The organism is Candidatus Solirubrobacter pratensis, from assembly GCF_000425945.1.
Classification (GTDB): domain Bacteria; phylum Actinomycetota; class Thermoleophilia; order Solirubrobacterales; family Solirubrobacteraceae; genus Solirubrobacter; species Solirubrobacter pratensis.
This window is the reverse complement of sequence record NZ_AUEK01000010.1, coordinates 155,955-174,136: the sequence shown is the minus strand read 5'-3', so window position 1 is coordinate 174,136 and position 18,182 is coordinate 155,955. Positions and strand designations below refer to the sequence as shown.

Here is an 18,182-nt window from a genome sequence, read left to right as displayed (position 1 = left end):
CATTGCCGGTGCGCTGCGTGATCGTCGACAACAGCATGGAGTTCCTATCGTCCGCGTCGCGCCTGCTGCGGTCCCAGGGAATGGACGTCGTGGCGTGCGCGTCCAGCGGCGGCCGCGCGCTGGAGCTCGTCGGCGCGCTCGCGCCCGACGTCGCGCTCGTCGACATCGAGCTCGGTGAGGACGATGGCATCGAGCTCAGCCACCAGCTCGCCGCGCTGGCGCCGGCGACCCGCGTCGTCCTGATCTCGAGCTACGGGCAGGACGACGTCGGCGACCTGCTCGCGCACAGCTCGGCGGCGGGCTTCCTGCCGAAGACCGAGCTCGGTGCCGCGGCGATCGCCCGCCTGATGGACTAGATGGCGTCGAAGGACGTCAAGCCGGCGAGCACGCGCCGGTGGTGCGTCCCTCGGTCGCGACCATCGCGGGGCGAGCTATCCGTGCGCCCGCGCGATGCGCGCCAGCCATCTCGCATGGCGCAGCGGCTCGGGCGTGCGGTGCTCGCACACGGTGGCCATGACGACATCGACCGCCACGTCGACGTCGGTGCGCCAGCCGGCGTGCACGACCACCGGCCGCGTGCCCGCGCGCGAGCGCAGCCAGGCCGCGACGCGTTCGCCCCCGAGCAACAGAGCCGCCGTCGCGCCGCGCGTGTCGGCGGGCCAATCGCCATCGGCAAGCAGCGGCCGGTGAGTGACGCCGACGGTTGCGAGCCCGAGCTCCGCGCCGAGTTGCAGGGCAAGGCCCGCGCGGCGCGGGTGGTCGCGGCCGGTGGCGTCGACCAGCAGGACCTCGGGCACGACGGCGAGCCGGCGCACGGCCGCCTCCAGCAGCGGGCCCTCTCGCATCGCGAGCAGACCCGGGGCATAGGGCCCAGCCGCCGCGCCCGTGACGGTCGCCTCGGCGACGACGCGGCGACCGCCCATCGCGACCGCCGCCGCCCAGCCTGGGTCACCGCGGGCGCCGGGCCCGATCTGGCCGCGCGGGAATCGCACGACGCACGCGCCGACGACGTGCGGCGTGGATCTAGGCCGCCAGAGCGCCGGCTGCGCGCGTGCAAGCCGCTCCTGCCCGTCGATGAGATCGCGCGCCGATCGCGGCCACATGACGCGATTGTCGCTCACCCGCGCGACCCGATCGCGCCGTGGTGCGTTGGTCTCTGACGTGATGCTTGCGTGAGGAACCCGCGAGGAGCACCATGGGCGCAGACGATCGGAGATGGATTCGGCGCGGCCGCCGACCCGGCTCCCCCGCGGCGCGGACACGCGCCCCAACGCACGTGCTCTGCGCGCTACTCACGCGAGCTGGATTGGCTGGGACTCGCATGCAGAGAGAGGAAACGACGATGTGGAACACACGGTCCTCAAGCGCAAGCGCCGCGAGGCGTGGACGCGTTCGCGCCGTCTTCGCCGTCGCAGCGCTGACGATGGCCCTCGCGGCCGGAGCCTGCGGCAGCGACGAGGGTGGCGGCGGCGGCAAGCCCGGCGGCGGCGGCGCTGGCGAGCAGCTGACCATCTACTCGAGCCTGCCGCTTCAGGGCGCTGCCAGGGCGCAGGCGGTGGCCGCCGTCAATGGCGCCAAGCTCGCGCTCGAGCAGGCCGGCAACAAGGCCGGCAAGTTCCCGATCAAGTACACGTCGCTCGACGACTCGACCGCCCAGGCCGCGGGCTGGGAGCCCAACGCGACCTCGGCCAACGCGCGCAAGGCCGCACAGGACAAGTCGACGATCGGCTACATCGGCGAGTTCAACTCTGGCGCCACGGCCGTCTCGCTCCCGATCCTCAACGAGGCGCAGATCGCGCAGGTCAGCCCAGGCAACACGGCGGTCGGCATCACCTCGGACGACCCCGGCGCCTCGCCCGGCGAGCCCGACAAGTACTACCCGACCGGCATTCGCACCTACGCGCGCGTGCTGCCCAAGGACACCTACCAGGGCGCAGCGCTCGTGGTGCTGGCGAAGGAGAAGGGCTGCGCCTCTGCCTACATCCTCAACGACAAGGAGGTCTACGGCGCGGGCCTGGCCAAGAACGTCGAGCTCTCCGCCAAGAACGCCGGCCTGGCGATCAAGGGCGACGAGGGGATCGACAAGAACGCCGCCAACTACCGTTCGCTCGCGTCCAAGATCAAGGCTACGGGCGCACAGTGCTTCATCTACTGCGGGATCACGGCCAACAACGCCGTCCAGATCTTCAAGGACATCGCGGCCGCGCTGCCCGACGCGCCGCTGTTCGGCCCCGAGGGCGTGGGAGAGTCCGGCTTCTTCGATCCCAAGGACGGTGGCCTTCCGACGGGCGTCGCCAAGCGGGTCTTGATCACGATCCCCGGCGTCGCGCCCGAGGAGTACCCGCCCGCCGGCAAGGAGTTCCTGAAGTCGTACGAGCAGAAGTACGGCGAGAAGAACCCGGACCGCTACGCGGTCTACGGGTACGAGTCGATGAGCCTGCTGCTCGACGCGATCAAGCGCGCGGGCGACGCCGGCAACGACCGCGCCACGGTCGCCAAGCAGCTCTTGGCGACCAAGAACCGCGAAGGCGTCTTCGGCAAGTACTCGATCGACAAGAACGGCGACATCACGCTCACGCCGTACGGCGTCTACCGGATCAAGAACGGCGCGCTCGCGTTCGACCACACAGTGCAGGTGCAGAGCTGACGGGGCCGCGCGAAGGGCTCACGCGGTTCGCTCGCCGACCACCTGCTGGGTGGCGACGTTCAGGCGGTTCCAGGTCCAGCACGAGCGCGCCGAGCTGCGCCTCGAGCTCGGCGCTGATCGGCGCGCGGGCCGGCGGCCTTCGACAGCGCGTTGAGCGCGTCCATCGCCCTGGCGACGGCGAAGGCGGGGGTGGTCATGCGGGCGGTCATCAACATGGGCTCTTGCTCGGTGTCACATCCGTCGGTTGACGTCGGTCAGGCCCCTTGACCGATCGAATCGCGAGGATGTGACGAGATGGACGCATTCGAGGCACATCGCCCTCACCTGCACGCCGTGGCCACCCGGATTCTCGGCTCGCGGGCCGAGGCCGACGACGCGCTCCAAGAGGCGTGGCTGCGCATCAACCGCGCCGACACCAGCGATGTGGACAACATCGGCGGCTGGCTGACGACGGTCGTCTCGCGCGTGTGCCTCACGATGATCGATGCGCGCAAGCGCCGGCGCGAGGAGGCGCTCGAGGCCGGGCGGCTGCCCGACCCGCTGATCACGCGGGCGGACGACACCGCGCCAGACCCGGAGGGGGAGGCGCTGGCCGCGGACGCGATCGGCGCCGCGCTGCTCGTCGTGCTGGAGACGCTGCAGCCTGCCGAGCGCCTGGCGTTCGTCCTCCACGACATGTTCGCGGTGCCGTTCGAGGACATCGCGCTGATCGTCGACCGATCGCCGGCCGCGGCGCGGCAGCTGGCGTCACGGGCGCGGCGCCGCGTCCAGGGCGCGGACCGCGACGCGCCCACCGCCGACCGGCAGATCGTCGACGCGTATCTGGCCGCCGCCCGCGGCGGCGACTTCGAGGGTCTGCTCGCCGTGCTCGATCCCGACGTCGTCCTACGCGGCGACGACGGTGGCGGCGCGTTGCAGATCATCCAGGGCGCTCGGGCAGTGGCGAGCCGCGCGCGGTTCTTCTCGACCAGGCGCGTTGCGCATCCCGTGATCGTCGACGGCGCGGCCGGCTTCGTCGCCACCGAGGCGGGCGTGCCGGTCGCGGTGCTCGCCTTCACGGTCGTCGACGGCCGGATCACGGCGATCGATGCCCTGTCCGGCCCGGCCCGGATCGGCGGGCTGGATCTCGAGGCCCTCGTCGCGCGCTAGACGCCGGCCGGACCCGGCGGCCGCTCGTACTCGTCTCGCGGGCGGAACCACGCCCCGGTGTCGTTGCGACCCTTCGGCGCCCGGTCCAGCCACTGGTACATGCCCCACAGCGAGTCCAGGCCGCGCGCATACGCCGAGTAGGTGTGGTAGACGGCTCCGTCCTCGAGGGCAAAGGCGCTCATGCCAGGCTGCTCGCGGAGGTATGTGGCCGCGTCGGTGCCGGTCATCGCGGCGTGCTCGGCAGCGCGGCCCTCTTCGCCGGCCTCCCGGAGCCACGTCGTGTCGGTCGGGCGGTAGTTGTAGTCGACGGTGCCCGAGCGCTGCTGGTCCTCGGTGAACGAGGTGTTGAAGTCGAAGTTGAAGTCGCTGTCCAGCGACGAGGCCCACGGGAAGGTCCACCCCATGCGGCGCTTGTAGGCCTGCAGCGCGGCGATCGGGGCGCGCGACACCGCGATCAACCCGACGTCGTGGTGCTCCAGGTGGACGGCGAAGCCGTTGAAGCCATCGGCGATCGCCGAGCACGACGGGCAGCCGCCCTTGTACTCGGGTCCGAACATGAAGTGGTAGACGAGGAGCTGCGAGCGCCCACCGAAGAGGTCGGCCAGCGACGCGGCGCCGGCTTCGGTGTGGAAGCGATAGTCCTTCTCGACGCGAACCCAGGGCAGCTGCCGGCGCCGGCGGGCCACATCGTCGCTGCGGCGGGTCAGCTCCTTCTCGGCCTCGAGCAGCTCGAGGCGCGCAGCGAGCCACTGCGCGCGACTGGCGGTGGTGTGGGTGGTCATGTGGATGTCTCCTCGTCTCAGTGCGTCAGCCCGAGCCTGGCCGGCGTGTTCTGCTGGAGGTCCGGGAGCGTCTCGCCGGTCTCGAGCAGGGTCTTGAGGTTGGCCAAGACGCGCGGCCAGCCGTGGCTCATGAGCGAGCCGGCCATGCCGCCGGGCTCGAGGTCATCGTGGATCACGGTCAGCTTGACCTGCTCGCCGAGCGGCTCGATCTCGAAGGTGACCTTCGAGCGCGGCTCGGCGGCCAGGCGGTCGCGGGCTTCGTCGGTGAGATCCAGCGACTCGGCCCATTCGGGGGTGAGCGTGTGCCACGCGTACGAGAGCCGGCGATAGGGCTCGGACTCGACCACGACCTGCTCGGGGTCGGCGATCGTCAGGCCGCGCGTGTGCCAGGTCATGGCCGAACCGGGCGCCCAGTCCGAGTCGAACGTGATTGCCCAGTAGCGCTCGGTGAACGCCGGCTCGGTCAACGCCTGCCAGAGCCGTTCGGGCGTGGTCTGGATGTACGTCGTGTAGACGAACGAGGGCTTCTCCACGGGGGTGTCCTCCAGTGCTCTTTTCAGATCGGCGAGCGCGTGGACGCGGTCCTGCTCGTATCGCGTGATCCAGCGTTCGGCGATCTCGTTGATGGGCGCCGCGTTGAGGTGGTGATGCTTCTCCCGACCGCGGCGAACGGTCGTGACGAGATTGGCCGCCTCCAGCACCGCAAGGTGCTTGCTCACCGACTGGCGGGCCATGTCCAGTCTCGAGCCCAGCTCGCGCAGCGTCTGACCGTTGCGCTCGTTCAGGCTGTCGAGCAGCAGCCGCCGGCTCGGATCGGCCAGCGCTCTGAAGACCTCGTCCATGTGCGAATAGGCAGCCATCTGGCTGCCTATGATACGCAGCCACACGGCTGCCTGTCAAGCCGTCCCCTAGGACGGCGCCCGGGGACACCGCGGGCGCGGTGGCGCGCCGCGTCAGACGAGCTCGAGCTCGGTGCGCACGTCGATGCCGCCCTGCAGGCTGCGGGCGACCGGGCAGAAGCGCGCGTGGAACCCGTGCACGCGCTCGACCTCCTCGCGCCGGTCCTCCGGAACGGCGAGCCGGTAGTGAACGGTGATGCGCCGGATCACGAGCACCTTGTCCTCGAGCATCACCTCGCCGATCGCCTCGACCTGGTAGCCCTCCGGATCGACGTCGATGTGACGCGCCTCCAGCGCGCCGGCAAAGGTGCCGGCCAGTCAGCCGCCGGCGGCCGCCACCACGTAGTCGAGCGTGGTCGCGTGCGGGGGATACTTGCCGGGGCTGACGCCGTAGTGCGCCGCGACCTCGGAATGGACCCCGAACGCCACCGGCTCATCCTCGGCGGGCAGGTACGCAAGCCGCTGCGGGCCGCCCAGCCGCTCGATCTTCACGCGAGATACGTACGCCGGCTCGGCCGCCATCCCAAAGAGCGTACTCCTCGCAATGCGCGACGACCGGCAGCCCCGTTGGGTCCGTCAGCCGGCCATGGGCGGCTCGTGCCGGGACCGGCCGGCACCCGGCGGCCGGCGATCTCGAAGCACGCGTCGCCGGCTTCGACGACGAACCCTCGTCCTCACGCGTGTGGATGTGTCGGGGCGGGCTGAACCCCTGCGGCATCGTCGAGCGGAAGACGGCGATCTGGCCGCCGGTCGCATGGCTCGGGATCAGGAACTCGAACAGGCTGTCGCTGTACCACCACGGATCGTCCTGCTGGCTGACGTAGGGCTCGAGAGCGTCTGCGGTCATGGTCGACATGGCTGCAACTCTGCGGCCGCCCGGCCGACACGAGAAACATCGCTTCGCTCGCCGTTCACCGGCTGGGGTTGTCAATCGTCGGGGCATGCCCGACCTCGATCGCGATGCGGACCATCGTCCGGACCAGCTCCGAGTCCTCGCCGGTGCGCCATGCCACGGCGATATGCGCCGGCGGAGCGCCTCGCAGCGGCAGGAACGCAGCTGCCTCGAACTGTCGCGCACCGGGGTGGTCCTGAACGTTCGCGACATACGGCCTCAAGCTCGTCGGCGCGTATCGCCCGCGCGGTGGACACCAGGTAGACCGCCTCACGAGTCGCTGGGCGCCGCTGCGCCCGCGCGCGGTTAGGTCCACAGGAGCAGCTTCGGACGTGCGCCACCCGGCGCGAGCCCTGAGCCGGGACCGATCCACCCGCGGGTGGCCTCGTGGGCGTTCAGGGGTCGGCGCGTCGGCCGGGCACGGCGACCGCGCCCGTCACCGACGGTCTCGGGTCGACCGACGACCCGGGTCCCACGAGGGCAGGACCCGCGGCCGAGCGCCCATCACGCCGTCGTTTAACGACGACGGCCCCGCTCCCAACAGGAGCGAGGCCGTCGAAGAATCAGACGCTAGAAGCGGCTAGCGATCCTCGTCGGACCCGCCATCGAGGTCCGCCCCGATGTCGTCGAACGAGCCGCCCGCCGGCCCGAAGCCCGCGTTGATCTCGTCCAGCTCCGCCGTGTCGAACGCCGGCCCGAAGCCCTGCAGGCCCTCGCCGTCGTCCAGCCCCAGCTCGGCCGCCAGATCGTCGCCCTCGAGCAGCCCGACGTCGTCGATGCCGCGGGGCAGCGGCTCCGCCGGCTCGATCTCGATCGTGCGGTAGCGCTTCAGGCCCGTGGCCGCCGGGATCAGCTTCCCGATGATCACGTTCTCCTTCAGCCCCGCCAGCCGGTCGATCTTGCCCTCGAGCGCCGCATCGGTCAGCACCTTCGTGGTCTCCTGGAAGGAGGCCGCCGAGAGGAACGAGTCGGTCGCCAGCGACGCCTTCGTGATCCCGAGGATGATCTCCGCCGAGATCGCGGGCTCGCCGCCGTCGGCGATCACCTTGTCGTTGATCCGCTTGAACTCGTGACGGTCCACGAACTGGCCCGGGAGCAGGTCCGTGTCGCCCTTCTGCTCGACGCGCACCTTCTTGAGCATCTGGCGCACGATCAGCTCGATGTGCTTGTCGTGGATGTCCACGCCCTGCGACTTGTAGACCTCCTGCACCTCCTTGACGAGGTACACCTCGGTCGCGGTGCGGCCGCGGAGGTCGAGCAGCTCGTGCGGGTACAGCGAGCCCTCGTTGAGCTGCGTGCCCGCCTCGATCTTGTCGCCCTCGGTCACGTGCAGGCGTGTGCGGCGCGGGAACGTGTTGCGGTGCTCCTCGCCGGCGTCGTCGGTGATGACGACGGTGCGGGCCTTGTCGGTGTCCTCGATCGAGACCACGCCGCTGACCTCGGCGATCTTCGCCAGGCCCTTCGGCTTGCGCGCCTCGAACAGCTCCACGACACGCGGGAGGCCGTGCGTGATGTCCGCGCCGGCGACGCCGCCGGTGTGGAACGTACGCATGGTCAGCTGCGTGCCCGGCTCGCCGATCGACTGGGCGGCGATGATGCCGACCGCGTCGCCGATCATCGCCGTCTTGCCGGAGGCCAGCGAGCGGCCGTAGCACTTCTGGCACACGCCGACCGTCGCCTCGCACTTGAGCACGGAGCGGACCGGGAGGGTGCTGCCCACGGCGCCGTTGCCGGCGATCAGGGTGGCGAGCGCCTCGCGGCCGATCTCCTCGCCCTTGGGCACGACGACTTCCTTGCCGACCGTGATGTCCGCCGCCGCGACGCGGCCGACGAGCATGTCCTCGGGCTCACCCGTCGCCTTGTACAGCGGGTGGTCGAGGTACTCCTCGGTGCCGCAGTCCTGGATCCGGATGATCACGTCCTGCGCGACGTCCACGAGGCGGCGGGTCAGGTAGCCCGAGTCCGCCGTGCGCAGCGCCGTGTCGGCGAGGCCCTTGCGGGCGCCGTGCGTGGAGGTGAAGTACTCGATCACGTCGAGGCCCTCCATGAAGTTCGCCTTCACGGGCCGCTCGATGATCTCGCCCTTCGGGTTGGCCATCAGGCCGCGCATGCCGGCGAGCTGGCGGATCTGCTTGAACGAGCCTCGGGCGCCGGAGCTGGCCATCATGTAGATGGAGTTCAGCTCGTCGGTCGTCTCGATGTGCGCGATCATCGCGTCCGCGACCTCGTCGGTCGCCATGTTCCACTGGTCGGTGACCGCCTGGTGGCGCTCCTCCTGCGTGATCAGGCCGTCCTCGTACTGCTCCTGGATCGCGCCCACGCGGTCCTCGTACTTCTTGAGGATCTCCGGCTTGGACGGCGGGACCACCACGTCGTTCTTGGAGATCGTGATGCCGGCCTGCGTCGCGAAGCGGAACCCGAGGTCCTTGAACGCGTCCAGGACCTGCGAGATCGCCGAGGCGCCGAAGGACTGCACCAGCGTGTCCACGAACTGCGTCGTGTCGCGCTTGCGCAGGGACTTGTTGATGAACGTGTACTGGGAGCGGTCGAACTCCTCGCCCATCGTCTCTTCCAGCGCGCGCTCGATCTTGTCGTTGAAGATGATGCGCCCGACGGTCGTGGCGATGTGGCCGCCCTCGAACCACTCGGCGCGGTAGTGCGCCGGGTCGTGCAGGCCGACGATCTTGTGCTCGTACGCGAGCTCGGCCTCCTGGGCGGAGCGGAACACGTGCACCTTCGGCTCGTGCGTCTCCGGGTCGATCGCCGCCAGCTCGTCGCCCTCGGGCCCGTACGTGAGGTAGTAGGTGCCGAGGATCATGTCCTGCGTCGGCGTCGCCAGCGGCGCGCCGTGCGCGGGGGACAGGATGTTGTTCGACGAGAGCATCAGCACGCGCGCCTCGGCCTGGGCCTCGGCGGACAGCGGCAGGTGGACCGCCATCTGGTCGCCGTCGAAGTCGGCGTTGAACGCGTGGCAGACGAGCGGGTGGACCTGGATCGCCTTGCCCTCGACCAGCACCGGCTCGAACGCCTGGATGCCCAGGCGGTGGAGCGTCGGCGCGCGGTTGAGCAGCACCGGGTGCTCGTGGATGACCTCCTCGAGCACGTCCCAGACCTCCGGGATCATCGAGTCGACCATCTTCTTGGCCGCCTTGATGTTCTGGACGGCCTTGCGCTCGACGAGGCGGGCCATGATGAACGGCTTGAACAGCTCGAGCGCCATCAGCTTCGGCAGGCCGCACTGGTGCAGGCGCAGGGACGGGCCGGCCACGATGACCGAGCGGCCCGAGTAGTCGACGCGCTTGCCGAGCAGGTTCTGCCGGAAGCGGCCCTGCTTGCCCTTGAGCATGTCGCTCAGGGACTTCAGGGCGCGGTTGCCCGGGCCCGTGACGGGCCGGCCGCGGCGGCCGTTGTCGAACAGCGCGTCGACGGCCTCCTGCAGCATCCGCTTCTCGTTGTTGACGATGATCTCCGGCGCGCCGAGGTCCAGCAGCCGCTTGAGGCGGTTGTTCCGGTTGATGACGCGGCGGTAGAGGTCGTTGAGGTCGGAGGTCGCGAAGCGGCCGCCGTCCAGCTGGACCATCGGGCGCAGCTCCGGCGGGATGACCGGAACGGCCTCGAGGATCATCATCTCCGGCTTGTTGCCGGAGTTCAGGAAGGCCGAGACGACCTTCAGGCGCTTGACCGCGCGCTGCTGCTTCTGGCCCTTGGCCGTGCGGATCTGCTCCTCGAGCTCGATGCGCTCGGCCTCGAGGTCGACCTGCTCGAGCAGGTCGCGGACCGCCTCGGCGCCCATGCCGCCGCGGAAGTACTCGCCCCAGCCGTACGGGGAGCCGAAGCGCTCCTTGAGCTCGCGGAAGAGCGTCTCGTCGTTGACGACGTTCTTGGGCTCCATGGACTGGAAGATCTCCCAGACCTGGCGCAGGCGCTCCATCGCGTCCTCGATGTAGGCCTCGGTGTCCGAGCGATCGGACTCCAGGAGCTTGCGCATGTCCTTGATGTGCTTCGCGCGCTCGTCGTCCTCGAGCTTCTTGACGTTGAGGTCGAGGTGCTCGGCCCAGAGATGGTCCTCGTCGGAGAAGCCCGACTGGGAGCCGGAGCGCAGGTACTCCTCGCGCCGCTCGAGCGACTCGTCGATCTCCTGCAGGCGCAGGTTCTTCTCGGCCGCGTACTCGTCGAGCGCCTCGTTGACCTTGCCGCCCAGCTCCTCGAGGTCCGCCGCGCGGGCGTCCTCGTCGACCCAGGTGACCATCGAGGCCGCGAAGTACAGGACCTTCTCGAGCTCCTTGGGAGCCATGTCGAGCAGGTAGCCGATGCGCGACGGGACGCCCTTGAAGAACCAGATGTGGCTCACCGGGGCAGCGAGGTCGATGTGGCCCATGCGCTCACGGCGCACCTTGGACCGCGTGACCTCGACGCCGCAGCGCTCGCAGACGATGCCCTTGTAGCGGACGCGCTTGTACTTGCCGCAGTAGCACTCCCAGTCCTTGGTCGGACCGAAGATGCGCTCGCAGAAGAGGCCGTCCTTCTCCGGCTTCAGCGTGCGGTAGTTGATCGTCTCCGGCTTCGTGACCTCACCGGAGCTCCAGCTCCGGATCTGCTTCGAAGACGCGAGGCCGATCTCGATCGCGTCGAAATTATTGATGTCGATCACGGTTGTTACTCAGTCTCCTCGACGTCCACGGCGGCCTCGATGTAGCCGGCGTCGGTCTCTGCTTCGTCTTCGGTCATGCCCTCGCCGCCCTCTTCGACCTCGGCGTCCTCGGTCTCGTCGGCGGCCTGGCCGTCGGTCGCGCGCACGCCCGAGAGGTCGATGCCGAGCTCCTCGGCGGCGCGCAGCAGGTCGTCGTCCTCATCGCCCATCTCGGCCCGCGCCCCGTCGTCGGAGACCACGTTGACGTCGAGCGCCAGCGACTGCATCTCCTTCAGCAGGACCTTGAAGGACTCCGGGATCGAGGGCTCGGCGATGTTCTCGCCCTTGACGATCGCCTCGTAGGCCTTCACGCGCCCGACGGTGTCGTCGGACTTGATCGTGAGCATCTCCTGCAGCGTGTAGGCGGCGCCGTAGGCCTCCAGCGCCCACACCTCCATCTCGCCGAAGCGCTGGCCGCCGAACTGCGCCTTGCCGCCCAGCGGCTGCTGGGTGACCAGCGAGTACGGGCCGGTCGAACGGGCGTGGATCTTGTCGTCCACCAGGTGGAGCAGCTTCAGGATGTACATGTAGCCGACGGTCACCTGCTTCTCGAACGGCTCGCCGGTGCGGCCGTTGAACAGCTGCAGCTTGCCGGAGGCCTTCTCGCCCACTCGGCGGTTCTCGTCGACGTCCATGCGGATCGCGCCCTTGTGCTCGCGCTGCCACTGGGCGAGCGCGTGGTCGACGTCGGCCACGGTCGCGCCGTCGAAGACGGGCGTCGCGACGTAGACGCGGCCGTCGTCCTCCGCGTGCGCGCGCTTGTAGGCCTCGGTGCCGTCGTCGTACCAGCCCTGCGCGGCGGCCCACCCGAGGTGGGTCTCCAGGATCTGGCCGATGTTCATGCGGCTCGGCACGCCCAGCGGGTTGAGGATCACGTCCACGGGCGTGCCGTCCTCGAGGAACGGCATGTCCTCCTCGGGCACGATCTTGGAGATCACGCCCTTGTTGCCGTGGCGGCCGGCGAGCTTGTCGCCCTCGGCGATCTTGCGCTTCTTGGCCACGAACACGCGCACCAGGTCGTTGACGCCCGGCGACAGGTCGTCGCCGGCGGCGCGGCTGAAGGTCTTGACGTCGATGACGACGCCGCCCTCGCCGTGCGGGACCTTGAGCGAGGTGTCGCGGACCTCGCGCGCCTTCTCCTTGAAGATCGCGCGGATCAGCTTCTCCTCGGCCGTCAGCTCGGTCTCGCCCTTCGGCGTGACCTTGCCGACCAGCAGGTCGCCCGACTGGACCTCGGCGCCGATGCGGACGATCCCGCGGTCGTCGAGGTTGCGCAGCGACTCCTCCGAGCGATTCGGGATGTCGCGCGTGATCTCCTCGTCGCCCAGCTTGGTCGTGCGGGCGTCGATCTCGTACTCCTCGATGTGGATCGAGGTGAGCTCGTCGTCCTTGACCAGGCGGCGGCTGAGGATGATCGCGTCCTCGAAGTTGTAACCCTCCCAGGACATGAAGGCGACCATCAGGTTCTTGCCCAGCGCCATCTCGCCCTTGTCCGACGAGGAGCCGTCGGCGAGCAGGTCGCCCGCCTGGACGCGCTGGCCGGCCTTGATGAACGGCTTCTGGTGGATCAGCGTGCCCTGGTTGGACCGCATGAACTTCTGCAGGTCGTACTCGTCGCGGCCGCCGTCCTCGGTGGCGACGACGATGCGGGTCGCGTCGACGAAGTCGATCACGCCGTCGTGCTCGGCGAGCAGGACGTCGCCGGTGTCGAGCGCCGCGCGGCGCTCCATGCCGGTGCCGACCAGCGGAGCGTCGGTCTTCAGCAGCGGCACCGCCTGGCGCTGCATGTTCGAGCCCATCAGGGCGCGGTTGGCGTCGTCGTGCTCGAGGAACGGGATCATCGCCGTCGCGACCGACCAGATCTGCTCGGGCGAGACGTCGATCAGGTCGACCTCGTTCGGCTCGACGTACACGTACTGGCCGGCGAGCGTGCGGCAGAGGATCGACTCGTTGGTCAGCGCGCCGTTCTCGTCGAGCGGCTCGTTGGCCTGCGCGATCAGGCGCTCCTGCTCCTCGGTCGCGTCGAGGCGGACGATGTCCTCGGTGATCTTGCCGTCCTTGACGACGCGATAGGGCGTCGTCACGAAGCCGTGCTCGGACACCTCGGCGTAGCTCGACAGCGAGCCGATCAGGCCGATGTTCGGGCCCTCCGGCGTCTCGATCGGGCACATGCGGCCGTAATGCGTCGGGTGGACGTCGCGGACCTCGATCGGCGCCCGCTCACGCGTCAGGCCGCCCGCGCCGAGAGCGCTGAGGCGGCGGCGGTGCGTGAGCCCGGAGAGCGAGTTCGTCTGGTCCATGAACTGGCTCAGCTGCGAGGAGCCGAAGAACTCCTTCAGCGCGGCCACGACCGGGCGGATGTTGATGATCGTCTGCGGCGTGATCGTGTCGGCGTCCTCGGTGGTGAGGCGCTCGCGCACGACGCGCTCCATCCGGTAGAGGCCGATGCGGAAGGCCTCCTGGATCAGCTCGCCGACGGTGCGCAGGCGGCGGTTGCCGAAGTGCTCGTACTCGTCCAGGTGCTCCTCGACGGCCTCGCGCGCCCGGCTCATCGCCTCCGCGGCGTAGTCCTTGAGGTCCTCGTCGAGCTCCTCGGAGATGCCGAGCACCATCGGGAGCCGGACGAGCTCCTTGACCAGGGCGATGATGTCGTCGTGCGTGAGCGTGCGGACGTCGAGGTCGATGTCCAGGCTCAGGCGCGAGTTCAGCTTGTAGCGGCCGACGCGCGTGAGGTCGTAGCGCTTCGGGTCGAAGAACAGCTGATGCAGCAGGGCGCGCGCGTTGTCGACCGACGGCGGCTCGCCCGGGCGCTGCTTCTTGAACAGCTCGATCAGCGCGCCCTCCTCGGAGCGCGTGACCTCGGTGTCCGCGTCGATCGTGTTGCGGATGTACAGGCTGTCGTTGAAGAGCTTGAGGATCTCCTCGTCGGTCGCGTAGCCCATCGCGCGCAGCAGCACCGTGACGGGCAGCTTGCGCTTGCGATCGATGCGGACGTAGACGCGGCCCTTCTTGTCGATCTCGAGCTCCAGCCACGAGCCGCGGGCCGGCATCAGGTTGGCGACGAAGACCTGCTTCTCCGGGTCCTTGGGCTCCATCAGGTATGCGCCCGGGGAGCGGACGAGCTGCGTGACGACGACGCGCTCGGTGCCGTTGATGATGAAGGTCCCGCGGTCGGTCATCCACGGGAAGTCGCCCATGAAGACCGACTGCTCGCGGATCTCACCCGTCTCGCGGTTGATGAAGCCGACCGTGACGGTCAGCGGGCGCGCATACGTGAGGTCCTTCTCGCGGCACTCGTCGAGCGAGGCGACGGGCGCGTCGAAGGTGAACTCCCCGAACTGCACGGCCAGATTGCCCGTGTAGTCCTCGATCGGCGAGATGTCGTCGATCGTCTCGCGCAGCCCACCTCCTTCGGGATCCACGAGCCAGGCGAAGGACTTCTTCTGGATGTCGATCAGGTTGGGGACGTCGATCGCCTTGTTCAGGCGCGCGAACGTCCGGCGCGTGCGGGGAGCATCAAGGGAAGCCAAGACGGCGACTCCTCAGGGAGATCGGAGGACAGCGGAGAGAAGCGCGGGTCGTGCCGAGGCGAGGCATACAGGCGCGACCAGCCAAGATAGCACAGGGGGAAGCTGGCCCCCCGGCGAGGGGCTCCCGGCGCTCACGGACCCCGCCCGGCCCGACTCCCGTATGTGGCGGGAAGGGCGCAGTGGACGGCTTCGACTATTGGCCGAGCGCACCGTAGTTTAGCGGGGCTTTCAAGCCAGACCCCGGAGCAATGGCGCGCGGGGCGCCCGGCGGGGCCGCGGCGCCGGTTCCGGGCCGGCGGCGCACCGGAATCCGGTTACCCCCTTCCGGGGATGGCGGCTCCCCCGGGCGAACCGTAGAGTTCCAGCTGTCCGAAACGCCCCGAGCCTCACCCGGAGATGGCCCGTCACCACCTCCGGCCTGTCCCAGCCGGGTCCGACCGGCACCGTCATACCGAGCTCGCGGGATCCGGAGGGAACATGCACACGAGGGCGGCCCCACCCGCATCGGCCGCCCTCGTGTGCGTAACGTCGCCGCAAGGAGCAAGGCCCGCGTGGCCCGGCGAACGAAACCGGGTCTCGACGGCCGGCGACTGGAGGCGAAACCCGCCGTGTCCCGAGACCGCCGGGGCGCCAGCGGAGAGCGCCGTGTCCCGAGACCGCCGGGGCGCCCGCGGAGAGCGCCGTGTCCCGAGGCCGCTGTAGCGCGACTCGCAGAGCGCGGCCCGGAACGACGAAGGGCCCCATCCGGGGCCCCTCGCGCGGAGACGGGGTTTCGCCTCCCGGTCGACGGCCGTCGAGGGCGCCGGCCGCGGGCCGGGCCTTACGACCTCCGTCGACGTTACCTCTCGCTACTTGATCTCGACGGACGCTCCGGCCTCTTCGAGCTCGCCCTTGAGCTTGTCGGCCTCGTCGCGGTCGACGCCCTCCTTGACGGGCTTCGGGGCCTCGTCGACGAGCGCCTTGGCCTCCTTGAGGCCGAGGCCGGTCGCGGCGCGCACGACCTTGATGACCTGGATCTTCTTGTCGCCCGCCCCGGTGAGGATGACGTCGAACGCCGTCTGCTCCTCCTCGGGCTCGGCCGCGTCGCCGCCGCCGCCGGCGCCCGGCGCAGGGGCCGCGCTCATCGCGGCCGCGGAGACGCCGAAGGCCTCCTCGAGCGCCTTGATGCGCTCGGAGAGCTCGAGCACGGAGATCGACTTGAGCTCGTCGATCCACTCTTGGGTGCTGGTGGCCATTCTTTAGTCCTCCTGGTTCTCAGTGCTGGAAGTGTCGTCCGCGGCAGCCTCCGCGGCGGGAGCGGGCGCCGGGGCGTCGCCGCCCACGAGGCCCTGGTCGGCGATCTGCTGCAGCTGGCGGGCGAAGCCGGCGATGAGGTTGTTCAGCGCCGTGACCACGCCGGTGAGCGGCGCGGCCACCATGCCGACGAGCCGGGCCTCGAGGACCTCGCGGCTCGGCAGCTGGGCGATCGAGTCGATCTCCTCGGGCGTGAGCCCGGAGCCGTTCATCCAGCCGCCCTTGAACTCGAGCAGCTGGCCGCCGGTCGAGCGGCGGAAGTCGCGCAGCGCCTTGGCGGCGGCCGCCGCGTCGCCGCGGACGAACGTCATCGCCGTCGGGCCCTGCAGCAGCTCCTTGAGCGCCTCGGCGCCCACCTGGTCGGCCGCGCGCAGGCCGAGCGTGTTCTTGACGATCGTGAACGTCGCGTCGGCGTCGCGCAGCTTGGTGCGCAGCTCAGCGGCCTGCGGCACGGAGATGCCGCGGTAGTCGACCGCGTACACGGCCTGCGACTCGTTGATGTTCGCGGCCACCTCTTCGATGACCGCGGCCTTCTGGTCTCGGTTCAAGCGCTTCCTCCTATCCCGGTCTTACGCGCGCAGCGCGCGGCCGGAGTCTTTGGAGGAGACCGGGCTGAGGGTCCGCTTACGCGGCCGCGCCGGCCTCCTGCTCAACAAGATCGCGGGTGCGCGCAGGATCGACCTTCACGCCCGGGCCCATCGTCGACGCCATCACGACGGAGCGGATGTACTTGCCCTTGGCCGCGGACGGCTTGGCGCGGTTGAGCTCCTCGATCACGGCCTGGTAGTTCTCCAGCAGGTGCTCGTCCGGGAAGGACGTCTTGCCGACGGTCATGTGGACGATCGCCGTGCGGTCGGTGCGGTACTCGACCTTGCCGGCCTTGGACTCCTCGACGGCCTTGCCGACGTCCATCGTGACCGTGCCGACCTTCGGGTTCGGCATCTTGCCCTGCGGGCCGAGGATGCGGCCGAGGCGGCCGACCACCGGCATCATGTCCGGCGTCGCGATCGCGACGTCGAAGTCGGTGAAGCCTTCCTGCACGCGCTGGGCGAGATCCTCGGCGCCGACGACGTCCGCGCCGGCCTCCTCGGCCTCGCGCGCCTTGTCGCCCTTGGCGAACACGGCGACCTTGACGTCCTTGCCGAGTCCGTGCGGCAGCGCGATCGTGCCGCGCAGCTGCTCGTCGGCGTGGCGGACGTTGAGGCCCGTGCGGATGTGGACCTCGACGGACTCGTCGAACTTCGCGCGCTTGAGGTCCTTCACGAGCTTGACAGCCTCGTGCGGGGTGTACTCCTTCGTGCGATCGACCTGCTCGCGCGCGGACCGGTACGTCTTGCCATGCGACGCCATTACGCCACGACCTCCACGCCCATCGAGCGGGCCGTGCCCGCGATGATCTTGGCCGCCTGGTCCACGTCGTGCGCGTTCAGGTCGCCCAGCTTCTTCTCGGCGATCTGGCGGACCTGGTCCTGCGTGATCGTCCCCACCTTGGTGCGGTTCGGCTCGCCGGAGCCCTTCTCGATGCCGATCGCCTGCCGGATCAGCACCGCGGCCGGCGGCGTCTTGGTGATGAACGTGAAGGACCGGTCCTCGTAGACCGTGATGACGACGGGGATCGTGACCCCCATGTCGCCGGCCGTCTGGGCGTTGAACGCCTTGACGAACTCCATGATGTTGATGCCGTGCTGGCCGAGCGCAGGGCCGACCGGCGGCGCCGGCGAAGCCTGGCCTCCCGGCGCCTGCAGCTTGATGGTTGTAAGAACCTTCTTGGCCATATCTAAATCTTCTTCACCTGGTCGTACCCGACCTCCACGGGCGTCTCGCGCCCGAAGATGGAGACCAGGACCTTGAGCTTGCTCGCGTCCTCGTTGATCTCGGAGATCTCGCCGGAGAAGTCGGACAGCGGGCCGGAGATCACCTTGACGGATTCGCCGATCGAGAACTGAGTCCTCGTCGGGCGCGCGACGGCGACCTCGCGATGCAGCAGGCGATCGACCTCGGCCTGGGTGAGCGGGATCGGCTCGTTGGACGCACCCACGAACCCGGTCACGCCCGGCGTGCCCTTGACGACCTGCCACGAGTCCTCGTTGAGGTCCATGTTGACCAGCACGTAGCCGGGCATGGTCCGCTTCTCGACGGTGACCTTCTGGTTGTCCTTCATCTCCTGGACCGTCTCGGTCGGGACGACGACCTGGCGCACGGCGCGCGCCTGGTTCAGAGAGGACACCCGGTGCTCGAGGTTCTGCTTGACCTTGTTCTCGTGCCCGGAGTAGGTGTTGATGACGTACCAGCGAAACATG

At 69.5% G+C, this 18,182-nt stretch carries 15 protein-coding genes; 3 read left to right on the top strand and 12 right to left on the bottom strand.

Features of this window, described 5'->3' with window-relative positions; genetic code table 11:
* Nucleotides 1–8: 8 nt before the first annotated feature.
* Nucleotides 9–356: a response regulator gene (locus H958_RS0116365; protein WP_028059460.1), complete on the top strand. Its 348-nt coding sequence runs from the start codon at nucleotides 9–11 to the stop codon at nucleotides 354–356.
* Nucleotides 357–431: 75 nt separating this feature from the next.
* On the opposite strand, the gene H958_RS0116360 is transcribed toward H958_RS0116365, so the two are convergent.
* On the bottom strand, nucleotides 432–1,121 hold the full coding sequence (locus tag H958_RS0116360) for an endonuclease V (RefSeq protein ID WP_028059459.1): 690 nt from the start codon (nucleotides 1,119–1,121) through the stop codon (nucleotides 432–434).
* A 302-nt stretch (nucleotides 1,122–1,423) separates the two neighbouring features.
* On the opposite strand from H958_RS0116360, the gene H958_RS37870 reads away from it, so the two are divergent.
* On the top strand, nucleotides 1,424–2,647 hold the full coding sequence (locus H958_RS37870; RefSeq protein WP_051324369.1) for a branched-chain amino acid ABC transporter substrate-binding protein: 1,224 nt from the start codon (nucleotides 1,424–1,426) through the stop codon (nucleotides 2,645–2,647).
* 294 nt (nucleotides 2,648–2,941) lie between these two features.
* A complete protein-coding gene (locus tag H958_RS0116345; protein WP_037410347.1) occupies nucleotides 2,942–3,796 on the top strand; it encodes a sigma-70 family RNA polymerase sigma factor in 855 nt (284 codons plus the stop codon).
* On the opposite strand, the gene H958_RS0116340 is transcribed toward H958_RS0116345, so the two are convergent.
* The 11 genes from H958_RS0116340 to nusG all read right to left on the bottom strand — a co-directional run bounded on the left by H958_RS0116340 (nucleotide 3,793) and on the right by nusG (nucleotide 18,181).
* Entirely contained in the window at nucleotides 3,793–4,578 is a 786-nt protein-coding gene (locus H958_RS0116340) for a DUF899 domain-containing protein (RefSeq protein ID WP_028059457.1), read from the bottom strand. The two genes, H958_RS0116345 and H958_RS0116340, sit on opposite strands and share 4 nt — an antisense overlap.
* 17 nt (nucleotides 4,579–4,595) lie before the next feature.
* Nucleotides 4,596–5,420, bottom strand: coding sequence for an ArsR/SmtB family transcription factor (locus H958_RS0116335; protein WP_028059456.1), 825 nt, complete (start codon nucleotides 5,418–5,420; stop codon nucleotides 4,596–4,598).
* 111 nt (nucleotides 5,421–5,531) lie between these two features.
* Nucleotides 5,532–5,795, bottom strand: a complete 264-nt coding sequence (locus H958_RS0116330) for an OsmC family protein (protein WP_081685950.1) — start codon at nucleotides 5,793–5,795, stop codon at nucleotides 5,532–5,534.
* Entirely contained in the window at nucleotides 5,796–5,999 is a 204-nt protein-coding gene (locus H958_RS0116325) for a hypothetical protein (protein WP_028059454.1), read from the bottom strand.
* Between the two features lie 950 nt (nucleotides 6,000–6,949).
* A complete protein-coding gene (locus tag H958_RS37865) occupies nucleotides 6,950–11,020 on the bottom strand; it encodes a DNA-directed RNA polymerase subunit beta' (RefSeq protein WP_037410345.1) in 4,071 nt (1,356 codons plus the stop codon).
* Between the two features lie 5 nt (nucleotides 11,021–11,025).
* Nucleotides 11,026–14,589, bottom strand: a complete 3,564-nt coding sequence (gene rpoB, locus H958_RS37860) for a DNA-directed RNA polymerase subunit beta (RefSeq protein ID WP_037410343.1) — start codon at nucleotides 14,587–14,589, stop codon at nucleotides 11,026–11,028.
* Nucleotides 14,590–15,437: 848 nt separating this feature from the next.
* On the bottom strand, nucleotides 15,438–15,824 hold the full coding sequence (rplL, locus tag H958_RS0116300; RefSeq protein ID WP_028059453.1) for a 50S ribosomal protein L7/L12: 387 nt from the start codon (nucleotides 15,822–15,824) through the stop codon (nucleotides 15,438–15,440).
* 3 nt (nucleotides 15,825–15,827) lie between these two features.
* Nucleotides 15,828–16,430: a 50S ribosomal protein L10 gene (rplJ, locus tag H958_RS37855; protein ID WP_037410340.1), complete on the bottom strand. Its 603-nt coding sequence runs from the start codon at nucleotides 16,428–16,430 to the stop codon at nucleotides 15,828–15,830.
* Between the two features lie 76 nt (nucleotides 16,431–16,506).
* A complete protein-coding gene (gene rplA, locus H958_RS0116290) occupies nucleotides 16,507–17,232 on the bottom strand; it encodes a 50S ribosomal protein L1 (RefSeq protein WP_028059452.1) in 726 nt (241 codons plus the stop codon).
* A complete protein-coding gene (gene rplK, locus H958_RS0116285; RefSeq protein WP_028059451.1) occupies nucleotides 17,232–17,657 on the bottom strand; it encodes a 50S ribosomal protein L11 in 426 nt (141 codons plus the stop codon). Before rplK ends, rplA begins: the two co-directional genes overlap by 1 nt.
* A 2-nt stretch (nucleotides 17,658–17,659) precedes the next feature.
* Nucleotides 17,660–18,181, bottom strand: a complete 522-nt coding sequence (gene nusG / locus H958_RS0116280; RefSeq protein ID WP_028059450.1) for a transcription termination/antitermination protein NusG — start codon at nucleotides 18,179–18,181, stop codon at nucleotides 17,660–17,662.
* Nucleotide 18,182 lies beyond the last annotated feature (1 nt).